Origin of the sequence: Flavobacterium granuli (assembly GCF_900129705.1) — a bacterium.
Lineage (GTDB): Bacteria > Bacteroidota > Bacteroidia > Flavobacteriales > Flavobacteriaceae > Flavobacterium > Flavobacterium granuli.
Window position 1 is genome coordinate 171,732 of record NZ_FQWO01000003.1, and the last position, 18,441, is coordinate 190,172.

An 18,441-nucleotide genomic window follows, 5' to 3' on the forward strand; every position below is an offset into this window, starting at 1 on the left:
ATTTATAGACTGCTGTTCATTATTTCATCCATTACTTCTAACATTATTGCGCAACCTTCGCGTATTTCCTGTTCAGAAATTGTAAGCGGCGGCGTAATTCGAATCGCACATCCTTCAAATAGTAACCAGAATAAAATAAGACCTTTGTCTTGACATTTTAATATCACTTCATTCGTTATTGCTGCACTTTTTGTCATTGCGGCAAGCATTAACCCTTTTCCTCTAACTTCTTGTATCAAAGGATGTACCAAAAGTGATTTAAATAGTTTTTCTTTTTCTAAGGCTTCGGGCATTAGATTAGTTTCGGTAATTTCTTTCAAGGTGGCTAAACAGGCTGACGCAATGACAGGGTGACCACCAAAAGTAGTGATGTGTCCCAGTTTTGGATTATCACTTAATAAATCCATCATAGCCGACGAAGCTGTAAATGCTCCTACTGGCATACCAGAACCCATTCCTTTTCCCATTACCACCACATCAGGTACTACATCGTAATTTTGAAAGCCAAAAAGTTTTCCTGTTCTCCCAAAGCCTGGTTGTATTTCATCCAGAATCATCAGCGCTCCCATCTCAGTACAACGTTTACGCACTTTTTTAAGAAAATCATTATCAGGCTGAATGAATCCGGCGCCTCCTTGTATGGTTTCCAGAACGATTCCAGCTGTTTTTGTGGTTATTTTCTCCAGATCGGCTTCATTGTTGAAAGTGATGAAATCAACATCGGGAATTAATGGGCGAAAAACTTGTTTGCGTTCCTCAAATCCCATGATACTCATCGATCCCATCGTATTGCCGTGATAAGCATTGTGGCAAGAAATTAATTGGCTTCTGCCGGTAACTCGTCTCGCTAGTTTTAATGCGCCTTCAATTGCCTCTGTGCCTGAGTTTACTAAATAAGTTTTGTCCAAAGGTTCGGGTAGGAGCGAGGCCATGAGTTTGCAAAACTCGACTGCTGGGCTTTGAGAATATTCCCCATAAACCATAACATGCGAATATTTATCCAGTTGTTCCTTTATGGCTTGGTTTACTCTTTCCGGTTGATGTCCCAGCGTGCAGGCGGAGACACCCGCTACAAAATCCAGGTATTTTTTATTGTTAGTATCGTAAATATAAGAGCCTTTTGCGTAGGATACTTCCATGCCCAATGGATGAGGGGAAGTTTGTGCTTGGTATTTAATGAAATCGTTGTTCATGTTTGTTTTTTTTAACCGAAAAGATTTTTGCAAAGTTCTCGGAATTTTCAGGTATTGATTAAAACTGAATACTGCCGATTGATAACTGCCTACTTTTTCTTCTTCTTTTTGTCATAGTTCAATGTTTCCTTTCTTATTTTCATCGGAACATTTTCTTTTGCGTCTTCCGCTTTTCCTTCTTTGATTAATTTGGCATTAAGTTCATTTTCTTCTGGCGGAAAAATATCATCTTTGGATTTAATCCTTTCGTCGCCACGCCAGAGGAGTCCTTTTAATTTTCTTCCATTTTCAGGTAATTCTTCTTCTGGGAAGATATCGCCATCCACTTGATTAAAAAAAGTTATTGTTTCAACAGCATTATTCTCTATAATTAAATTGATTTTGCTGCTTACATTTTTGTTGATACCAATGAGCTCCTGGGCATCATTTCGCATATAATAAACGACTTCAGTATTTTTTACGACGTCTACATCATGGAGTTTTCCTTCTTTGAATTTTCCATAGAGATTGAGTCCTTTTACTTGATTATAGCCGGTTCCCAGTGTGTCTTTCGAGACCAGAAAAGTATTATTGAGCACTTTTAGGGAATCGAGTTGCTGTGTTGTATTGTTGCCTATAAGATGCATGATGTCTCCCGTAATCTGGTTTTCGCCATTCCATAATATCGGATTTCCTATTAATTTTGTCAAGGCTGTTTTTGAACTCGAATGAATCGAATCGCATTTGCCGCTCATATCGGTTTTGAAAAAGCGAACATTGTTGAAAGCTCGAATAATGCGGTTTCCTTCTTTACCGGTTACCATCAATTTCTTTCCATGAATGTAAACCGAGTCGTTTTGGACAAAATTGATTGCTACGGCTCTTTTGGTAACATACATCGAATCTACTTTTTTGTAAAGCTCGGCATAATGGCCTTTGACAATTCCGCGATTGATGGAATCGGTTATTTTTACATTGCGTGTGGCTGAAGCAAATTCCCGTCCTCGATCATAATATAAACTGTCACCTTCAATTAATCGATCTTCATATTTGATATAAGATTTTCGAAGAAAATGCCCTAGATTTTTTTTGGTGTCGTAAAATCCTTTTTCGGTATAGATAAAGTTTTTCTTGCTCGTAATTGTTGAAGGACCAAAAAGATAGGAATGTCCTGAATTACTAAAATAATCCAAGTGATTGGATTTGATCACATAGGTAGGATTTGTAATGGTAACCGCTGTTAGGAATTGGAACTTTTTCTGTTCGACATAGTATTTTCCCGACTTAGAAGTCAAAGTGTTTTCCTTATTGTTAATGACTCCCTTTGTATTGTAATATACTTCCTGTGTGTTGCGGTTAAAGTTGATTGTATCTGTGGCCAGAGTAGCATCAGGCGAACTCATAACGGCGTCTCCGGTGGCAAATGCTTGCTTTAAGTTGCCATTGTATTCAGCATATCTGCTGTTGAGATAAAGGGTATCGCCTTGAACTAATTGTACGTTTCCGAAAGCTTTGATGTAATTTTCTTTTTGAAAATAGTAGGCTTTATTACAAGTTAGTACAATTCCGTCATGATTTACAATTACGTTTCCTGTAAGTAAAAAAGCATCGGGAATTTCGATCTGATTTACATCTGCATAATCAGAATGTTCAATGATAATTTTTTTTGGACTTTGAGCCCAAATACTTTTTGAACAGAGTATCAGTAAACTGCAACAGATGAAAAATAGTGATTTATTCAATGGATTTATTTTTCGTCAAATTTATGAAAAAGGAAACAAACCCAATTCATATTAGCATTTATTTATAAAATAGGAAAAGAGAATAGACTTTTTTATTTTTAGAATAATGAGAAGAGGAATTTCAAGCGTTCAAATGGGTATTTTTAAAGGGATCCAAGTTTAGTTTTTTAATAAAAAAAGCTGATGCCATAACAAGGTTAGCGGCATCAGCATTACTTTTATTATAATTGAAATCTGTTAGTATTTCCTTCTTATGGCGGCTTCGTAATTTTCGCCTACTTTTTTCCAATTGATTACATTAAAAAATGAATCAATGTAGTTTTGTCGTCTGTATTGGTAACCTAAATAGTATGCGTGTTCCCAGAGATCCAGAGCTAAAATAGGTGTTCCGGGAACAGCTGCATTTCTCATTAAGGGATTGTCTTGATTTTGGGTACTGGTAATCTGAAGTTTTTTATATTTGTCAACCACCAGCCAAACCCAAGCTGAACCAAATTGTTTTGATGATTCGGCCTTGAAAGCGGAAACAAAATTTTCATAAGACCCAAAATCTCTTGTGATTGCGGTTGCCAAAGTGTCTTTGGGAGCACCACCAGCATTAGGGGCCATAGATTCCCAATATAGAGTATGATTGTAATATCCTCCAGCATTGTTTCTTAAATCGGCATTGTCAAGATCCAGTTTTGCTAAGATGTTTTCTATAGTTTCATTCTCTAAAGCTGTTCCGGCAACGGCATTATTAAGGTTGTTGGTATAGGTTAAGTAATGTTTAGAATAATGCATTTCCAGGGTTAAAGGGGAAATTGTTGGAGCCAAGGCATCGTATGGATATGGCAATTTTTCCAGTTGAAAAGAACCTTGATTGGCTCTAACATCATCAGGAAGTCCAATGGATATTTTTTCTTCGGCCGTAGGTAATGGAACTTCTACAACTTCAGTCAATTTTTTGTCGTTGCATGAAACTAAAAAACTAAACAATAATAGGCCTAGTATAAAGTTAATCTTTTTCATTTTACTACTATTTTTTTGAAAGAGAATTGATGATTTCTATATATTGTTCTTTGGCTTCTTCAGCTGAAAGATGGCTAATTTGCATCCAAGCATTGATTTTGAAAGCATCTCTTAAGTGAAAAGCAGCAGTTTGTTTTGGTTCTACTGTTCCAAAGGTTGCCTGTTTGTAATAGGCATAGAGACGCAGCTGCACATCTTGCGGTAAAGACGCTTGAGTCATTTTGGAAGCCGTTTCTACAGCTTCCTGAAATCGAGTATCTAAATCTTTTTCGATCATTATTCTTTGGTTGCAATAACTGTTTTTCCTCCCACTGCTGTTTGATTTAACACAACATTTATGGGTGTGCCTAAAGGTAAGAATACATCTACTCTGGAACCAAACTTGATAAAACCGGCATCGGTTCCTTGTACCACCTGCATTCCTTCTTCGGCATAATTTACAATTCGTCTGGCTAATGCTCCAGCAATCTGACGGTAAAGAACCGCTCCGAAAGTATTGTTTTCAACAACTACAGTTGTTCTTTCGTTTTCTTCACTCGCTTTTGGGTGCCATGCCACAAGGAATTTCCCTGGATGGTACTTGCTGAATTTCACGATACCGCTAAGTCCGTAGCGCGTTACATGCACATTTATTGGAGACATGAAGATGGACACTTGTATGCGTTTATCTTTAAAATATTCTCCTTCATAAACCTCTTCAATCACAACTACTTTTCCGTCAACAGGAGCCAAAATTTGGTTCTCGTTTAAAATCACGGTTCTTTTTGGATTTCTGAAAAATTGTAAAATGATTACCAATAATAGGAAAGCACTAATCTGAATTAGTTTTTTTAGCCAAATTGTGTCAATAAAATTGTCAGATAATAATAGTACAATAGCTGTAAAAATAATACCTAGTAAAATAGTCTTGGTTCCTTCTTTATGAAACATAATTTAAAATTTGATAAAATAAAAATACAATTGGTGCTACAAATATAACACTATCTAGTCGATCTAGAACGCCTCCGTGGCCGGGCATTATTTTTCCGCTGTCTTTTACCCCAGCAATACGTTTGAATTTGGATTCGATTAAATCACCGATAGTTCCGAAAATACCAGCTATTAAAGCAATCATGGTCCAGATTAAAATGGATTTTTCGCTGAAATTAGGATTCGGTTTGATGTATAGTTTTGAAATTAAAAAGCCTGCAAAAACTGCAAAAGCCACTCCGCCAACAAAGCCTTCAATGGTTTTTTTAGGAGAGATACGCTCCAGTAACTTATGCTTTCCAATGGATTTTCCTACTAGGTAAGCAAAGGTGTCATTAGTCCATATAAGAATGAATAATCCAATAATGATTTTAGGATTATAATCATTTATTCCGAAGGAGATTTTGACTATAAAAATAAAAGGAAGCACAATATATCCTAATAAAAAAATATATTTGGAGAGTTTGCTCAAGGATTGAATAGTATCATTGAATAAAAAGTCGATGCATTTTATTGATATTAATAAGGTGATGACAAGTAAAATGGTATTCAGCTGGGATACATTAACGATAAGTTGAATGTCGTGTTCTAGGATTCCATTGATGTAACTTTCGGTTTCTATTTTATAAAAGCTAATCAAAGCGATAGTGGTATAAAAGAGGGAACCAAAAATAAGAGGTAAAACTTTATTAATTTGAACTAAATTGCAGAATTCATAAATTGCAATAATTAGGAAAACACCAAATAAGCTAATAAAACTTTCAGTAGAAAATAGGATAGAGGCTAATAATAACAGAATATAGACGGCACCAGATAGGGCTCTCTTAAGTGTTTCATTCATCTTAAAGATCTTCTAAAAGCAATAAATAAAGATTTTTGGCAGAACTGCCATATTGAGTAAAGTCCTCTTCTTTTGCTTTTTCAAAATATTTTATAGCGGTAATGTTCGTTGGATAATCTCTTTCGTATTTCTTTTTTATAGCGCTAAGGCTATCGCTCTTCATGGCAAGAATTTGACTTGTTCTGGCTAGAACAATGATGTCAACAGGAAGTTCGTGTGGTTTGTGTTGCTTGATTTGTTTTGAAGAGAACAGTATTGATCCTTCTTCGGCAATTAAATTTTCACAGCTCGCAAAAAGGAATTTTGGATTTGTGGGTTTTTCGTAACTAAGTTTGTTTTCGTCTAATAGTTTATGAAGTTGTGGGTCATAACAAAGCACTTCTTTTTCATACCAATCATTTTCTTCCAGAATATTTTCGAACTGTTCTTTTACTTCGTCCAAATTTTCGCAGTATAAAAATTTACCGCCATTTTTTTTAAAATTAAAGATAAACTGCTCGTCAATTGACATGGAATTGTCAATTGGTGATTTGTTATATTCGTTTTCAGTTTCTTCTTCTGAAGCCGGATTAATAGAACCAAAAAATTTTCTAAAAAGACTCATATTTTTATTAAGGTGCTTTATGTATTATTTGAATAACGTCCAAAGATAAAAAAATCTTAATTCAAAAGTGGCTTTTGAATTAAGATTTTAAAAACTATTAAAAATAAGATGTTTTAAGAGACTACTTCATCAAGGTTTTTGTCAAAGGTTCTTTTTCCGAAAATTGCTTCAAGGTCATCTTTAAAAATGACTTCTTTTTCAATCAGAATATCAGCTAGCTGATTTAATTTGTCTTTGTTTTCTTCCAAGATTTCAATTGCTCTTTCGTATTGACTTTCAATTAGTGAAGAGATTTCTTGGTCTATAACTTTAGCAGTTTCCTCTGAATAAGGTTTAGAGAAGCTGTATTCGCTTTGACCGGATGAGTCATAATAGGTAACATTTCCTATTTTGTCATTCAAACCATAGATGGTAACCATCGCACGAGCTTGTTTAGTTACTTTCTCTAAATCACTCAATGCACCGGTAGAAATACGGTTAAAAGTCACTTTTTCGGCTGCTCTTCCTCCCATGGTAGCGCACATTTCGTCTAGCATTTGGTCTGGACGCACAATTTGACGTTCTTCAGGTAAATACCAGGCAGCTCCCAGGCTTTGTCCTCTAGGGACAATGGTTACTTTGATTAATGGTGCAGCATGTTCTAGCATCCAGCTCACTGTTGCATGTCCTGCTTCGTGAATGGCAATGGCTTTTTTCTCCTCTGGAGTGATGATTTTATTTTTCTTTTCCAGTCCGCCTACAATACGGTCTACAGCGTCAAGGAAATCTTGTTTGTCAACGGCTGTTTTGTTGTATCTGGCAGCAATCAGGGCAGCTTCGTTACATACGTTAGCAATATCAGCACCTGAAAAACCAGGAGTTTGTTTGGCAAGGAAATCTAAGTCAAGGCCTTCTACTTTTTTCAAAGGCGCAAGATGTACTTGGAAGATTTCAGCGCGTTCGCGAATATCTGGCAAGTCTACAAAAATTTGTCTGTCAAAACGACCGGCACGCATTAAAGCTTTGTCTAATACATCGGCTCTGTTTGTAGCGGCTAACACAATTACATTAGAGTTGGTCCCAAAACCGTCCATCTCAGTAAGCAATTGGTTCAGGGTGTTTTCTCTTTCGTCGTTCCCGCCTGACATATTGCTTTTACCTCTGGCTCTACCTACTGCGTCAATTTCATCAATGAAAATGATAGCTGGAGATTTTTCCTTGGCTTGTTTGAATAGGTCACGCACACGTGATGCACCTACACCTACAAACATTTCAACAAAGTCAGAACCTGACAAAGAGAAAAAAGGCACTTGTGCTTCACCGGCAACGGCTTTAGCCAATAAAGTTTTACCCGTTCCAGGAGGACCTACAAGCAGGGCTCCTTTTGGAATTTTACCACCAAGATTAGTGTACTTTTCCGGGTTTTTCAAGAATTCAACAATTTCTTGTATCTCTTCTTTAGCACCTTCTAGTCCGGCAACATCTTTAAAAGTGGTTTTGATATCTGTTTTCTCGTCAAAAAGTTTGGCTTTTGATTTTCCGATATTAAATATCTGACCACCGCCTCCAGCACCACCACCAGACATTTTTCTCATAATAAAGATCCAAACACCTATAATAATGATGATAGGAAGTAAACTAATAAGAATGTCTGACCAGTTGCTTTTAGCTAAGAAATTAAAATCTTTTAATTTTCCTTCGGCTACCGCTTTTTCTAGCTTGTTTTGAAATATTTGATCGTTACCAATTTCAAAAGTATATTGAGGACCTTTGTTAGGTCTGTCAAAAATATCTTTTGCTACTTTTTGGTGTTCTTTGTCCTTTAGCGCTTCTGTTTTTAAGAAAACTTCAGCTTCGGTTTTATTGTAGACAATTACTTTTTCTATTTGACCTTTGTCTAAATAGGCGTTGAATTTAGAAGAAGTTAATTGAGCCGGTTCTTGCAAACTGCTGCTGCCGGTAATAAAGCTGATAAAAAGGAAAATAAGCAAAATGGCAGTATAAACTAACCAAGGACTTATTTTAAATTTATTAGGATTCGGATTATTTTCTTTAGCCATTCTGAGTGTGTCTTTCTTTAATATTTATTAGCTATTGTAGTTATTTTAGCATCTCCCCACAAACTTTCGATATTGTAATATTCTCTAATTTGTTTTTGAAATACATGTACTACGATGTGTACATAATCCATAAGTACCCATTCTGCATTACCGGAACCTTCAACGTGCCAAGGTTTATCTTTTAGTTCTTTTGAAACTACTTTTTGAATAGAGCTAACAATTGCATTTACCTGCGTATTTGAATTCCCGTTGCAGATAACAAAATAGTCACAAACTGCGCTATCAATCTCTCTCAGATCGAGAATCTCAATGTCACTTCCTTTTACTTCTTCGATTCCCGCAATAATGTTCGCCAATAAAGCATCATTATTTATAGTCTTTTTTGTCATGAAATATTTTTATATAAGTTTGTAAAGTTACCATTTTTTGTGATTATTTTTGAACCTTAACATAATATTAAATTCTGTTGCACAAATTATAGCTAATGAAACTAATCAAACTCGATGCCATAGATTCTACAAATGAGTTTCTTAAAGGGCTATCGAATAAGCAGGAACTGGAAAATTTTACTGTTGTTACTGCTGAAAATCAAACCAAAGGAAAAGGACAAATGGGCTCAGTTTGGACTTCTGAGCAGGCTAAGAATCTAATAATGAGTGTTTTTGTCAGGGATTTGTTGTTAGGTATTGATCAAATATATCATCTTAATGTGGCGATGACATTGGCTGTAATTCAGGCTTTGGAATCGTTTCACATTCCGGCATTAAGCATTAAATGGCCAAACGACATTATGTCATATAATTTTAAAATAGCTGGCATTTTGATTGAAAATAGCCTGAAAAGTGACGGAAGTGTTAGTTCAATCGTTGGCTTAGGGCTCAATGTAAATCAAATCAATTTTGATGATTTGCCCAAAGCTTCTTCTTTGGCGGTCATTTGCGGTACTTCATTTGACAAAGAAGAAATTCTCTTTCGAATTGTAGAAAAGATGAAAAATAATCTTGAAATACTGAAGAAACAGCCAGATTTATTATGGATGGATTATAGAAATAGGCTTTTTAAGAAAGCTGTTCCAATGCCTTTTAAAGACAATAGTGACCGGAATTTTATGGGAATTATTCAAGGTGTTTCTCCGTTTGGAAAACTTCAGCTACTCTTGGAAGACGATTCTATTGTCGAATATAATATCAAGGAAATTCAAATGTTGTATTAAAAAATGCTGATGTTGTGTCTGTAGGTCCTAGATTTGGTAGCCTGCCGTAGCTACACAATAAAACCGTTGCAATTGCGTAGCCAGATGCTAAATTTATACCTAATTAATGTTTTCTACCGATTGATGTTTGCTCTTGTGAATAATCTAAGGGTACAAAATACAGATTTTCACCCTGATCTTATTTAAATCTTATTGCAGTCTGTTGCGGGTATGTTGCAGGTATGTAGCGGGTATGTACGGGATATGTATGAGTAGTTGAATGATAATAGCTTATCGTTTTATAAAAAAATAAACAGGACAACAAATGAGCTGTCCTGTTTAATTTAATGTTTGTTTTTCTAATGTTGAATTAGGACTTTATGAGAATGCCATATTTTTCCATCAAATATCCGTAATATATATCATTAGGTGGTAATGTGTTTACTGATATGTTTGCAGCTGTTAATCCGTTGCTAAACTTTTGCTTATGTTTAATTGTACCTTTTATTTTTTACTTATTTCTAAAATTTTAATTTTCTTATAGGCTCTGTAAGTGGTTGTATTACCGCAAATAAAGTCTTCATTCAATACTTCATATTTAATAAGAACTATCGTTTTGTCCTTTTCAAATTCCTTAGATAAATTTGCGGGCGAATAGTAGGTATTATTCACTTTAATGATCCAGCCACAATTTTCGGTTGGTATTGGGCCGCCATCTAAAATTACAGCCTCGATTTGTTCACTTTTCAATATTGCTTGATGTGATTCACAGGAATAATTCATAAACACAAAAGCTATTAATAAAACTAATGTTGTTTTCATATTTTTTGCATAATTTAAAGAAGTGAAAAAATTACTGGATTTAAGATTTGATTTTCTGCGATTTATAATTTTTTAATATGCTGACAAAAAAAAGATTCTCATATTATAATGATTGTGTTTTCTCATTGCACTATAATTTTTGTTAAAATTATATTTTCATAGGTTACGTCAGCAATATCAAATGTTTTTTCGCAAATTTCTTTCAGGTGTCCTGAAAATTTGATGTTCAAGGTTTGACCATTGCTTTTAAGATTTAGAATTTGTTGGTTTAGGATGCCTTCGTTACAAACAATCATTTTGTGCACACAATTACTGCAATTTTGTTCGGTATAAGCTATCCAAAATTTATTGTTATAATAATTGTCGTTTGGATCAAGTTGTTTTTTATATGCTATTTTACCAATCAAATTTGCTGATTCAGGAATTGTTGTTCTAATAGTAGAATCACAACCACAATCGGGTATTTCATCTTGGTCTTTTTGACAACTAAGAACTAAAAAAGAGGTAATTAAAAAATAAGAAAAAAATCTAATTGTTAATCGTTTGGGGGCACGTAAAATTTTGCTCATAAAATATTAGATTACAGTTAAGTTTTATAAAAAAACATTTTTTAAATTTATTTAATAATCTCAAATTTAGATTTTTAATTTAAATAAATAAGGATTTTTCTGTAATCTTTTTAAAAGAGAAGAAATGATTTGTAGCTTTCTGCGGTAGTGCAAATGATAACCAAAAATGTACAAAAGGCATTTGTTATTTGAAATAAGGCACAAAAAAAAGATGTTTAAAGCTGAAATGAAATCAGGCTTTAAACATCTTTAGTGATGAATTATGTTGTTTTTACAATTTTGTCATGTTGGTAGCCAAAGTTTCTATAAATTTCCCGATAGGGCCTTTGATCATCATCGCCATCATGGGATTGAAATCTCCTTCAAAATCAAGTTTGACATCACTTGAATTATCAGTAATTGCGTTAATATTAGCAACTAATGTAAACGGAAGCTTGTCGCTTGCAGCGCCCAGAACCACTTTGTTTGGAGCCACTTTTTCTTTCATTTTCAGTTTTATTTCCGGCATTCCTTTTAATCCAAAAATAAAGGCATCATCTCCAATAACTTCAAACTTGGCAATGTTTTCAGGCATCAATCTTTCGAAGTTTTTGACGTCAGTTAGCAAGTCAAATAATTCTTGAGCTGATTTTCGAACAGTAACTTTAGGACTTTCTAAGTTCATATTTTTTTCTTTGTTTATTTCTAAATCACGTCCCAAGCAGAAGGATTTACGCTCCATTCTCTTAAAGTCGATTCTTCTTTTTCGGTAATGTAATTTTTGGCAACGGCTAAATTCAATAAATTTTGATAATTGCTCAAAGTGTACAGGTCAAGATTGGCCTTTTTAAAGTTTTGTTCAGCGACATCAAAACCATAAGTGAAGATGGCGGCCATCCCTTTTATGTTGGCTCCGGCGGCACGCAAAGCTTCAACGGCCATCAGGCTGCTGTTTCCGGTACTAATTAAATCTTCGACAACAACAACATTTTGTCCTTTTTGAAGAAAACCTTCCACTTGGTTCTGGCGACCGTGTTTCTTGGCTTCGGGACGCACATATACAAATGGCAATCCTAAACTCTCGGCAACCAGCATACCAATTCCTATTGCTCCGGTGGCTACACCGGCAATAACATCTGGTTTTCCAAATTGTTTTTCAATATTTTTGGAAAATTCATCACGCACATAATTTCTTATGGCTGGAAATGAGAGAATTAGTCGGTTATCACAATAAATAGGTGATTTCCATCCGGAAGCCCATGTAAAAGGATTTCCTGGATTCAATTTAATTGCATTTATTTGTAAAAGCAATTCGGCTGTTTTTTCGGCAGTATCTTTATTAAAAATCATAGTACAAATGTATAAAGTTTTTGTGAACGACAAACCACTTTTTTTGACAAATAAAATATCAAAAGAAACAGATTTTCAATTATTTTTATTGGAAAGTGTTGATATAGTTCAGCTTATAGTTAAAATTTTTCAAAATAAAATTCAAAAAGCCTATCTCTATCATCCGGATGAAAAAGAGATTTTAAAGACTTTGAAAACAAAAATTCCCGTATGCAAGGCAGGAGGCGGCTATGTCTATAATAAAAAGGGAGAAGTTTTATTTATTTTCAGGAATGGAAAATGGGATTTACCCAAGGGCGGAATAGAAAAAGGAGAGGCCATCGAAACCACTGCCATGCGTGAAGTGGAAGAAGAAACAGGCGTCAATAAATTGACGGTTACCAATAAACTCCAGAAAACCTATCACATTTTTAAACGCAATGGCAAGTACAAACTAAAGATTACCCATTGGTTTGAAATGCAGTCTGATTTTGACGGCATACCACAAGGTCAACTGGAGGAAGGAATTGAAAAAGTGGCTTGGTTAAAGCCCGATGAAATTCCTGAAGCTCTGAAAAATTCCTATGAAAATATCAAATTATTGTTTGAAGAAGAAAAACTCCCGAAATAGGAGTTTTTTTTTAGTTTAAAATGCGGTAAACAGGATATTGCAGATGCGCCTTTTCATAATAGACCGAATGTTTGTAAATCCAGTCCAGTTGCGCTTCAGGATTATTAGCAAAAGCGATATCTGTAATCTTCTTTTGTTCTAATTCTGTTTTGAGTTTTGGATTGTCTTTTAAAATTTGAGCCGCCGTATCTTCAAAAACATAATCAGAATAGCCCTCTTTTTGTTGAAGCATGGTATCGAAAAAATTCCAGTTAAAAAAGGAATCAATCCCTTCCGGTTCTAAGGTTTCCAACAGGTATTTTACGCCTTTTTGTTGGGTAGAAATAACATAATCTCCTTTGGCGAAAGCCACATTTTTCTTTTCGGAAGCAATTTTTGTGTCGCGATGTAAATAATGTCCTTCGTAAGCCGAAGCGCTTGTTTTATAATCCTGAATACGATAGCTTTCTACTGTGATGATGGTATCTTTTTCTAGTTGGTTATACGCGATGTTGTTGTTTTTTAATAACTCGATGATATTCCAAAATGCCTTTGGAATAATGTAGCCGTCAGGAATCAGGATTTCTTTTGCTGATTTAAATTCCTTCAGATAAGGAATGTCTTTTTTATAGGGTTTGTTTCTGTCATAATACAATCTGTTACCAGTGGTGGCCTCACTTTTTTTATGTCCCGCTTCAAAACCCAGAAAGGGGAAAGTGGTGGTTTTTGTAGTGTCTATTTCCCATTTGATGGTATAGGATTTTTTGGGTGCATATTGTTCTTCGTTTTTCAATCGCATTTGTTTGATTTTTTGATGATTGCGATCCATAAAATCGATGGTGGAAGTCATAAATTCGTAAGTGACTTTGACGCGATCGGCATATTTTTTTAACATGTGGGTTTCTACAACAAACCCGATGGTGTTGAACAAAGAAGTATAGCCCGTAGAATAGCGAGGACTGTCAAAAAACTGAGCAAAACCGTTGTCGGGAGTTTCGCTGAAAGCATTGACATAAGGAGTGGTTTCTATGTTTTTTTGCTGCAAGTGGAGAACCAGCGAAGGCATCATTTTGGTATTCATATAATTGCCTAGAACCTCGCCTAATTTATTTTGTTGGGTCATGATATAGGTCAGTTTGTATTGGTAATCGGCGCCATTGCTTACGTGATTGTCAATAAAAACATCCGGATTGAGCTGGTGAAAAATGTCAGCAAAACTTCTCATATTTCGAGTGTCTGATTTAATAAAATCCCGATTCAGATCATAATTTCTTCCGTTGCCTCTAAAGCCATAAATTTCAGGTCCGTCCTGATTGGCTCTTGAATTCGAATTCCTGTTTAAGGCACCTCCAATATTATATACCGGAATAGTCACCAAAACAGTGTTTTTAGGGATTTCAATTTTGCCCAGTGCCAAATCCCGAAACAATTGCATCGTGGCATCAATGCCGTCCGGTTCTCCGGCATGTATGCCGTTGTTGACTAGAAGAATGGCTTTGTTTTTTTGAATTTCTTTAAAATTGAATTTCTTTTCCGGGTTGAAAGTGATGATGTGTAAGGGTTCTCCGCTGTCTGTAATGCCTTTTTTCTCCATTTTTATCGTAGGGAAATCTTTGGCCAGCAAAGAATAATAAGCAATAGTTTGCTGATAAGTCGCGGTTTGATTTCCATTGCCTTTTTCGAAAACAGTAGCGTATTTGTTGTCTTTTTGAGCAATAATAGTCATTGTAAACAGCAAGAAACTAAAAGTAAAGAATTTCATATTCATTTTTTTTGCGATATAAGCCAAATGTAATATTTTTTTAATTGAAATTTGAGGCGAGAATTTGGCGAGAATATTTCAAGAATAGAAATTATACCTGAATATTAAAAACTCAACACTGACCACTTTTTTTAAGTACTTTTGCAAAATGAATAAGAAACACCATTCCAACAATATACTTTTGAATTTAGGGATCGAAAACCTAAACGAAATGCAGGAAATGGCACAAGATGCTATCCTGAATGACAATAATATCCTTTTGCTTTCTCCAACAGGTTCAGGAAAAACGCTTGCTTTTTTATTGCCTGTTTTAGAAATGTTACAGCCCGAAATTCTATCGGTTCAATGTTTGATTTTGGTTCCATCACGGGAATTAGGATTGCAAATTGAGCAGGTTTGGAAAAAAATGGGTACGGATTACAAAGTAAATGTATGCTATGGCGGACATTCCATTGAAACCGAAATCAAGAATTTGAGCAATCCGCCGGCTGTTTTAATAGGGACTCCAGGAAGAATTGCAGACCATATCGATAGAGGTACGTTTCGTTTGGACAAAATCCAGACTTTAATTCTGGATGAATTTGATAAATCTTTGCAACTGGGTTTTCATGAGCAAATGTCTTTTATCATCGGGAAATTGTCTAAATTGAATAAAAGAGTCTTGGTTTCAGCAACTTCTGATATTGAGATTCCAAAATATACCAGAGTGGTGAATCCTACCATTTTGGATTTCATTCCTGAAAATGAGGGAGAAACAAACCTATCGACAAAATTGGTCGTTTCTAAAGAAAAAGACAAGATGGGCAGTTTGTTCAATTTGATATGTTCGCTAAAGTCTGAATCGGCGATTGTTTTTTGCAATCACCGTGACGCCGCTGAACGCATTAGCGACAGCCTGAACGAAAAAGGAATTTATGCTACCTATTATCATGGCGGAATGGATCAGGACGAGCGTGAACGCGCTCTGATTCAGTTCCGCAACGGAAGTGCGAGTTATTTAATCACTACGGATCTTGCAGCGCGCGGACTTGATATTCCCGAAATGAATCATGTTATTCATTACCATTTGCCATCCAAAGAAGACGAATTTACCCATAGAAACGGTAGAACGGCACGTATGACGGCATCGGGGACTGCTTACATTATTGCTCATGAAAGCGAGAAAAAGTTAGATTATATCGATTATGGTATGGATGTTTTCAATGTTGAGAATGCAACTTCTTTGCCAAAACCACCGCAGTTCCAAACGATCTACATCAGTGGCGGAAAGAAAAATAAATTGAATAAAATTGATATCGTTGGTTTCTTTTCCCAAAAAGGAAAACTAGAAAAAGGCGATTTGGGATTAATCGAAGTGAAGGATTTTATTTCTTTTGCAGCGGTAAGATTCAATAAAGTAAAAGACTTACTTCACAACATCAAGGACGAAAAAATGAAAGGCAAAAAGTTTAAAATTGAAGTGGCCCGAAAAGTGATTAAAAAAGAAGAGGAGTAATCAGTATTCAGTATTCAGTATTCAGTTTTTAGCTGGTAGTAAAAAAAAGTTTACAAATAAAAATCGTTAACGGTATATCATTACCGTTAACGATTTTTTGTTTTATAAGGAGTTAATGATCACTGACCACTAAAAGCTGAATACTGATTACTAAATTTTCTTAACGTATTGAGTAATGATTACAATGGTTTGACCATCAACTTTTCCTTCAATATATTCGGCATTTTCATGGTCTAAACGGATGTTGCGCACTGCGGTTCCTTGTTTGGCCACCATGCTCGATCCTTTTACTTTTAGGTCTTTTATCAAAACTACAGAGTCTCCATGTTCTAGGATTACGCCATTACTGTCTCTATGGATAATTTTATTTTCGTCATCTTCTCCTTCGCCGGTTGCCTGTGCCCATGCCAAGGTATCTTCATCCAAATACATTTGATCGATTAATTCCTGTGGCCATCCGGCTGAACGCAAACGGCTTAACATTCTCCATGAAATTACTTGTACCGGAAGGTGTTCGCTCCACATACTGTCGTTTAAACATCTCCAATGGTTTAGATCTTCCGTGCCTGGGTTTTCAATTTGTGATATACAAGTATTACAAGCCATTATTGCCTCGTCGATTCCGCCTTTTTTTGTAGGCAGTACTTCATATACTTTTAGGTTTTCGGTTGCTCCACAAAGTTCACATTTTGCACCACTACGTTTGTTTAATTCTCTTTCTATACTCATTATTGAAATTTATTTTGATTTTGCGAAAGTACAGTTAATAGCTGCTTCTTACAAGTTTATGAATGATTTATGACTGCAAATAAAAACGGAATGCATTATTTTACTCTTACAGCCTTAGGAACCAATTTTTGGTATTCGCCTCCATTTCGGATTACATCTCGCACAATGCTGGAACTGATATATGATGTTCTCGCTGCTGTTAATAAAAACACGGTTTCTATTTTTGACAAATGTCTGTTGGTATGCGCGATGGCTTTTTCGAATTCAAAATCGGCGGGATTGCGCAAACCACGCAGAATGAAATCTGCTTTTAGTTTTTGGCATAAGTCAATTGTTAAGCCTTCATAGCTAATTACGCTAACTTTAGGTTCGTCTTTGAAGGTTTCTTCTATGAAACGTTTTCTTTCCTCCAGCGGGAACATGTATTTTTTCTCGGCATTGACGCCTATGGCAATTACGATTTCGTCAAATAGAGGGACGGCTCTTTTGATGATGTCTTCGTGACCTAATGTTATAGGGTCAAAAGATCCCGGAAATATGGCTTTTCTCATTTTTAAGAGTTTCTAAATTTTATAGCGCTAACTCAATTGCATTGGTAAATAAATCTTGCAGTGCAATTCCTGCGGCGGCGGCCTGTTGCGGAATTAAACTCTCCGAGGTCAAGCCCGGAATAGTGTTCATTTCTAGCATGAAGGGTTCATCATTAACAATGATAAACTCGGTTCTGGAGAAGCCTTTCATTTTTAGCAACTCATAGGCACGTTTGGCAATAGTACCTACTTTTTGGGTCATTTCGTCAGAGATTCTGGCAGGGGTTATTTCCTGTGATTTTCCCTGATATTTGGCCTCATAATCAAAGAAATCATTTTCAGAAACAATTTCGGTGATGGGTAGGACAATAATTTCTCCTTTATAATTGATAACCCCTACAGTCACTTCGGTACCGTCCAGGAAGCTTTCTATAATGATTTCGTTGTCTTCTTTATAGGCGACTTCGATGGCAATTGGCAATTCATTTTCGGTTTTTACTTTTGAAATTCCAAAACTGGAACCCGCTTTATTGGGCTTTACAAAACAAGGTAAGCCTACTTTTTTAATGATTTCGTCGGTATTGATTTCGTCTCCTTTATTTAGATAATAAGAAGTGGCGCTTTTTATGCCGTAAGGCTTTAGGACCGAAAGAAAATCCCTTTTGTTGAAAGTTAGTGCTGACTGGTAATAATCGCAGGAGGTTTGCGGAATCCCCAATAATTGAAAATAAGCCTGCATGAGTCCGTCTTCGCCCGGAGTTCCATGAATGGCATTGAAAACACAATCAAAACTGATTTTGTTCCCGTTTACCATTACTGAAAAGTCATTTTTGTCAATGGAGAATTCAGTATCTGAATCGTCTACATAAACCCATTTTTCTTTGAATATATGGATTCGATAGCCTTTGTATTTTGTTTTGTCCAGATTTTGGTACACTACGTTTCCGCTGATTAAAGATATTTTATATTCGCTGGAATAGCCGCCCATGATAATGGCAATGTTCTTCATTTTTTTTTGTTTAATCGGTTAAACGTTTAATCGATTA

20 protein-coding genes are annotated in these 18,441 nt (G+C 35.5%); 3 read left to right on the forward strand and 17 right to left on the reverse strand.

The window, feature by feature from the left end; genetic code table 11:
• Positions 1-2: 2 nt before the first annotated feature.
• The 9 genes from BUB25_RS05780 to rsfS form a co-directional block, all read right to left on the reverse strand.
• On the reverse strand, positions 3-1,193 hold the full coding sequence (locus BUB25_RS05780) for an aspartate aminotransferase family protein (protein WP_072941553.1): 1,191 nt from the start codon (positions 1,191-1,193) through the stop codon (positions 3-5).
• 89 nt (positions 1,194-1,282) lie between these two features.
• A complete protein-coding gene (locus tag BUB25_RS05785) occupies positions 1,283-2,914 on the reverse strand; it encodes an OstA-like protein (RefSeq protein ID WP_072941557.1) in 1,632 nt (543 codons plus the stop codon).
• Between the two features lie 237 nt (positions 2,915-3,151).
• A complete protein-coding gene (locus BUB25_RS05790; RefSeq protein WP_072941560.1) occupies positions 3,152-3,925 on the reverse strand; it encodes a superoxide dismutase in 774 nt (257 codons plus the stop codon).
• A gap of 7 nt (positions 3,926-3,932) precedes the next feature.
• A complete protein-coding gene (locus tag BUB25_RS05795; RefSeq protein WP_072941563.1) occupies positions 3,933-4,202 on the reverse strand; it encodes an acyl-CoA-binding protein in 270 nt (89 codons plus the stop codon).
• Positions 4,202-4,855 (reverse strand): phosphatidylserine decarboxylase family protein, encoded by a 654-nt coding sequence (locus BUB25_RS05800; RefSeq protein WP_072941565.1) that lies wholly within the window; start codon positions 4,853-4,855, stop codon positions 4,202-4,204. The genes BUB25_RS05795 and BUB25_RS05800 overlap by 1 nt, the downstream gene beginning before the upstream one ends.
• Positions 4,845-5,735 (reverse strand): phosphatidate cytidylyltransferase, encoded by an 891-nt coding sequence (locus BUB25_RS05805; RefSeq protein WP_072941568.1) that lies wholly within the window; start codon positions 5,733-5,735, stop codon positions 4,845-4,847. The genes BUB25_RS05800 and BUB25_RS05805 overlap by 11 nt, the downstream gene beginning before the upstream one ends.
• Position 5,736: 1 nt before the next feature.
• Positions 5,737-6,339, reverse strand: coding sequence for a lactate utilization protein B/C (locus tag BUB25_RS05810; protein WP_072941571.1), 603 nt, complete (start codon positions 6,337-6,339; stop codon positions 5,737-5,739).
• A gap of 113 nt (positions 6,340-6,452) precedes the next feature.
• On the reverse strand, positions 6,453-8,378 hold the full coding sequence (ftsH, locus tag BUB25_RS05815) for an ATP-dependent zinc metalloprotease FtsH (protein WP_072941573.1): 1,926 nt from the start codon (positions 8,376-8,378) through the stop codon (positions 6,453-6,455).
• Between the two features lie 17 nt (positions 8,379-8,395).
• Entirely contained in the window at positions 8,396-8,767 is a 372-nt protein-coding gene (gene rsfS / locus BUB25_RS05820; protein ID WP_072941576.1) for a ribosome silencing factor, read from the reverse strand.
• Between the two features lie 95 nt (positions 8,768-8,862).
• Between rsfS and BUB25_RS05825 the strand changes: the two genes are divergently transcribed.
• On the forward strand, positions 8,863-9,591 hold the full coding sequence (locus BUB25_RS05825; protein WP_072941579.1) for a biotin--[acetyl-CoA-carboxylase] ligase: 729 nt from the start codon (positions 8,863-8,865) through the stop codon (positions 9,589-9,591).
• 483 nt (positions 9,592-10,074) lie between these two features.
• On the opposite strand, the gene BUB25_RS05830 is transcribed toward BUB25_RS05825, so the two are convergent.
• The 4 genes from BUB25_RS05830 to pyrE all read right to left on the reverse strand — a co-directional run bounded on the left by BUB25_RS05830 (position 10,075) and on the right by pyrE (position 12,290).
• Positions 10,075-10,392 carry a hypothetical protein gene (locus tag BUB25_RS05830; protein ID WP_072941582.1) on the reverse strand — a complete coding sequence of 106 codons (318 nt, stop codon included), beginning with the start codon at positions 10,390-10,392 and terminating at the stop codon, positions 10,075-10,077.
• Between the two features lie 122 nt (positions 10,393-10,514).
• Positions 10,515-10,961: a hypothetical protein gene (locus tag BUB25_RS05835; protein ID WP_072941585.1), complete on the reverse strand. Its 447-nt coding sequence runs from the start codon at positions 10,959-10,961 to the stop codon at positions 10,515-10,517.
• A gap of 271 nt (positions 10,962-11,232) precedes the next feature.
• The gene (locus tag BUB25_RS05840; RefSeq protein ID WP_072942083.1) at positions 11,233-11,625 is read right to left on the reverse strand and encodes an SRPBCC family protein; all 393 of its coding nucleotides are present in this window, start codon (positions 11,623-11,625) and stop codon (positions 11,233-11,235) included.
• A 20-nt stretch (positions 11,626-11,645) separates the two neighbouring features.
• Complete coding sequence (gene pyrE, locus BUB25_RS05845; RefSeq protein WP_072941587.1) at positions 11,646-12,290, reverse strand: orotate phosphoribosyltransferase; 645 nt, start codon at positions 12,288-12,290, stop codon at positions 11,646-11,648.
• 7 nt (positions 12,291-12,297) lie between these two features.
• Here pyrE and BUB25_RS05850 point away from each other — a divergent pair, with 7 nt between their 5' ends.
• Complete coding sequence (locus tag BUB25_RS05850; protein WP_072941591.1) at positions 12,298-12,900, forward strand: NUDIX hydrolase; 603 nt, start codon at positions 12,298-12,300, stop codon at positions 12,898-12,900.
• Positions 12,901-12,910: 10 nt separating this feature from the next.
• Here the strand turns inward: BUB25_RS05850 and BUB25_RS05855 are convergent, their stop codons facing one another.
• On the reverse strand, positions 12,911-14,641 hold the full coding sequence (locus BUB25_RS05855; RefSeq protein ID WP_072942086.1) for a M14 family metallopeptidase: 1,731 nt from the start codon (positions 14,639-14,641) through the stop codon (positions 12,911-12,913).
• Between the two features lie 148 nt (positions 14,642-14,789).
• Here BUB25_RS05855 and BUB25_RS05860 point away from each other — a divergent pair, with 148 nt between their 5' ends.
• Positions 14,790-16,136 carry a DEAD/DEAH box helicase gene (locus BUB25_RS05860; protein WP_072941594.1) on the forward strand — a complete coding sequence of 449 codons (1,347 nt, stop codon included), beginning with the start codon at positions 14,790-14,792 and terminating at the stop codon, positions 16,134-16,136.
• Positions 16,137-16,286: 150 nt separating this feature from the next.
• Here the strand turns inward: BUB25_RS05860 and BUB25_RS05865 are convergent, their stop codons facing one another.
• The 3 genes from BUB25_RS05865 to BUB25_RS05875 all read right to left on the reverse strand — a co-directional run bounded on the left by BUB25_RS05865 (position 16,287) and on the right by BUB25_RS05875 (position 18,404).
• The gene (locus tag BUB25_RS05865) at positions 16,287-16,865 is read right to left on the reverse strand and encodes a PhnA domain-containing protein (RefSeq protein WP_072941598.1); all 579 of its coding nucleotides are present in this window, start codon (positions 16,863-16,865) and stop codon (positions 16,287-16,289) included.
• Between the two features lie 95 nt (positions 16,866-16,960).
• The gene (coaD, locus tag BUB25_RS05870) at positions 16,961-17,416 is read right to left on the reverse strand and encodes a pantetheine-phosphate adenylyltransferase (protein ID WP_072941601.1); all 456 of its coding nucleotides are present in this window, start codon (positions 17,414-17,416) and stop codon (positions 16,961-16,963) included.
• A gap of 19 nt (positions 17,417-17,435) precedes the next feature.
• On the reverse strand, positions 17,436-18,404 hold the full coding sequence (locus BUB25_RS05875) for a D-alanine--D-alanine ligase (RefSeq protein ID WP_072941605.1): 969 nt from the start codon (positions 18,402-18,404) through the stop codon (positions 17,436-17,438).
• Positions 18,405-18,441: the final 37 nt, after the last annotated feature.

What these genes read in the sequence shown, in the direction of transcription:
- BUB25_RS05855 (WP_072942086.1), bottom strand. Translation starts at nt 14,641, where the DNA reads ATGAAATTCTTTACTTTTAGTTTCTTGCTGTTTACAATGACTATTATT.
- BUB25_RS05865 (WP_072941598.1), bottom strand. Translation starts at nt 16,865, where the DNA reads ATGAGTATAGAAAGAGAATTAAACAAACGTAGTGGTGCAAAATGTGAA.
- BUB25_RS05795 (WP_072941563.1), bottom strand. Translation starts at nt 4,202, where the DNA reads ATGATCGAAAAAGATTTAGATACTCGATTTCAGGAAGCTGTAGAAACG.
- BUB25_RS05850 (WP_072941591.1), top strand. Translation starts at nt 12,298, where the DNA reads ATGTATAAAGTTTTTGTGAACGACAAACCACTTTTTTTGACAAATAAA.
- BUB25_RS05840 (WP_072942083.1), bottom strand. Translation starts at nt 11,625, where the DNA reads ATGAACTTAGAAAGTCCTAAAGTTACTGTTCGAAAATCAGCTCAAGAA.
- pyrE (WP_072941587.1), bottom strand. Translation starts at nt 12,290, where the DNA reads ATGATTTTTAATAAAGATACTGCCGAAAAAACAGCCGAATTGCTTTTA.
- BUB25_RS05860 (WP_072941594.1), top strand. Translation starts at nt 14,790, where the DNA reads ATGAATAAGAAACACCATTCCAACAATATACTTTTGAATTTAGGGATC.
- BUB25_RS05805 (WP_072941568.1), bottom strand. Translation starts at nt 5,735, where the DNA reads ATGAATGAAACACTTAAGAGAGCCCTATCTGGTGCCGTCTATATTCTG.
- BUB25_RS05875 (WP_072941605.1), bottom strand. Translation starts at nt 18,404, where the DNA reads ATGAAGAACATTGCCATTATCATGGGCGGCTATTCCAGCGAATATAAA.
- BUB25_RS05810 (WP_072941571.1), bottom strand. Translation starts at nt 6,339, where the DNA reads ATGAGTCTTTTTAGAAAATTTTTTGGTTCTATTAATCCGGCTTCAGAA.
- ftsH (WP_072941573.1), bottom strand. Translation starts at nt 8,378, where the DNA reads ATGGCTAAAGAAAATAATCCGAATCCTAATAAATTTAAAATAAGTCCT.
- BUB25_RS05780 (WP_072941553.1), bottom strand. Translation starts at nt 1,193, where the DNA reads ATGAACAACGATTTCATTAAATACCAAGCACAAACTTCCCCTCATCCA.
- rsfS (WP_072941576.1), bottom strand. Translation starts at nt 8,767, where the DNA reads ATGACAAAAAAGACTATAAATAATGATGCTTTATTGGCGAACATTATT.
- BUB25_RS05800 (WP_072941565.1), bottom strand. Translation starts at nt 4,855, where the DNA reads ATGTTTCATAAAGAAGGAACCAAGACTATTTTACTAGGTATTATTTTT.
- coaD (WP_072941601.1), bottom strand. Translation starts at nt 17,416, where the DNA reads ATGAGAAAAGCCATATTTCCGGGATCTTTTGACCCTATAACATTAGGT.
- BUB25_RS05835 (WP_072941585.1), bottom strand. Translation starts at nt 10,961, where the DNA reads ATGAGCAAAATTTTACGTGCCCCCAAACGATTAACAATTAGATTTTTT.
- BUB25_RS05790 (WP_072941560.1), bottom strand. Translation starts at nt 3,925, where the DNA reads ATGAAAAAGATTAACTTTATACTAGGCCTATTATTGTTTAGTTTTTTA.
- BUB25_RS05830 (WP_072941582.1), bottom strand. Translation starts at nt 10,392, where the DNA reads ATGAAAACAACATTAGTTTTATTAATAGCTTTTGTGTTTATGAATTAT.
- BUB25_RS05825 (WP_072941579.1), top strand. Translation starts at nt 8,863, where the DNA reads ATGAAACTAATCAAACTCGATGCCATAGATTCTACAAATGAGTTTCTT.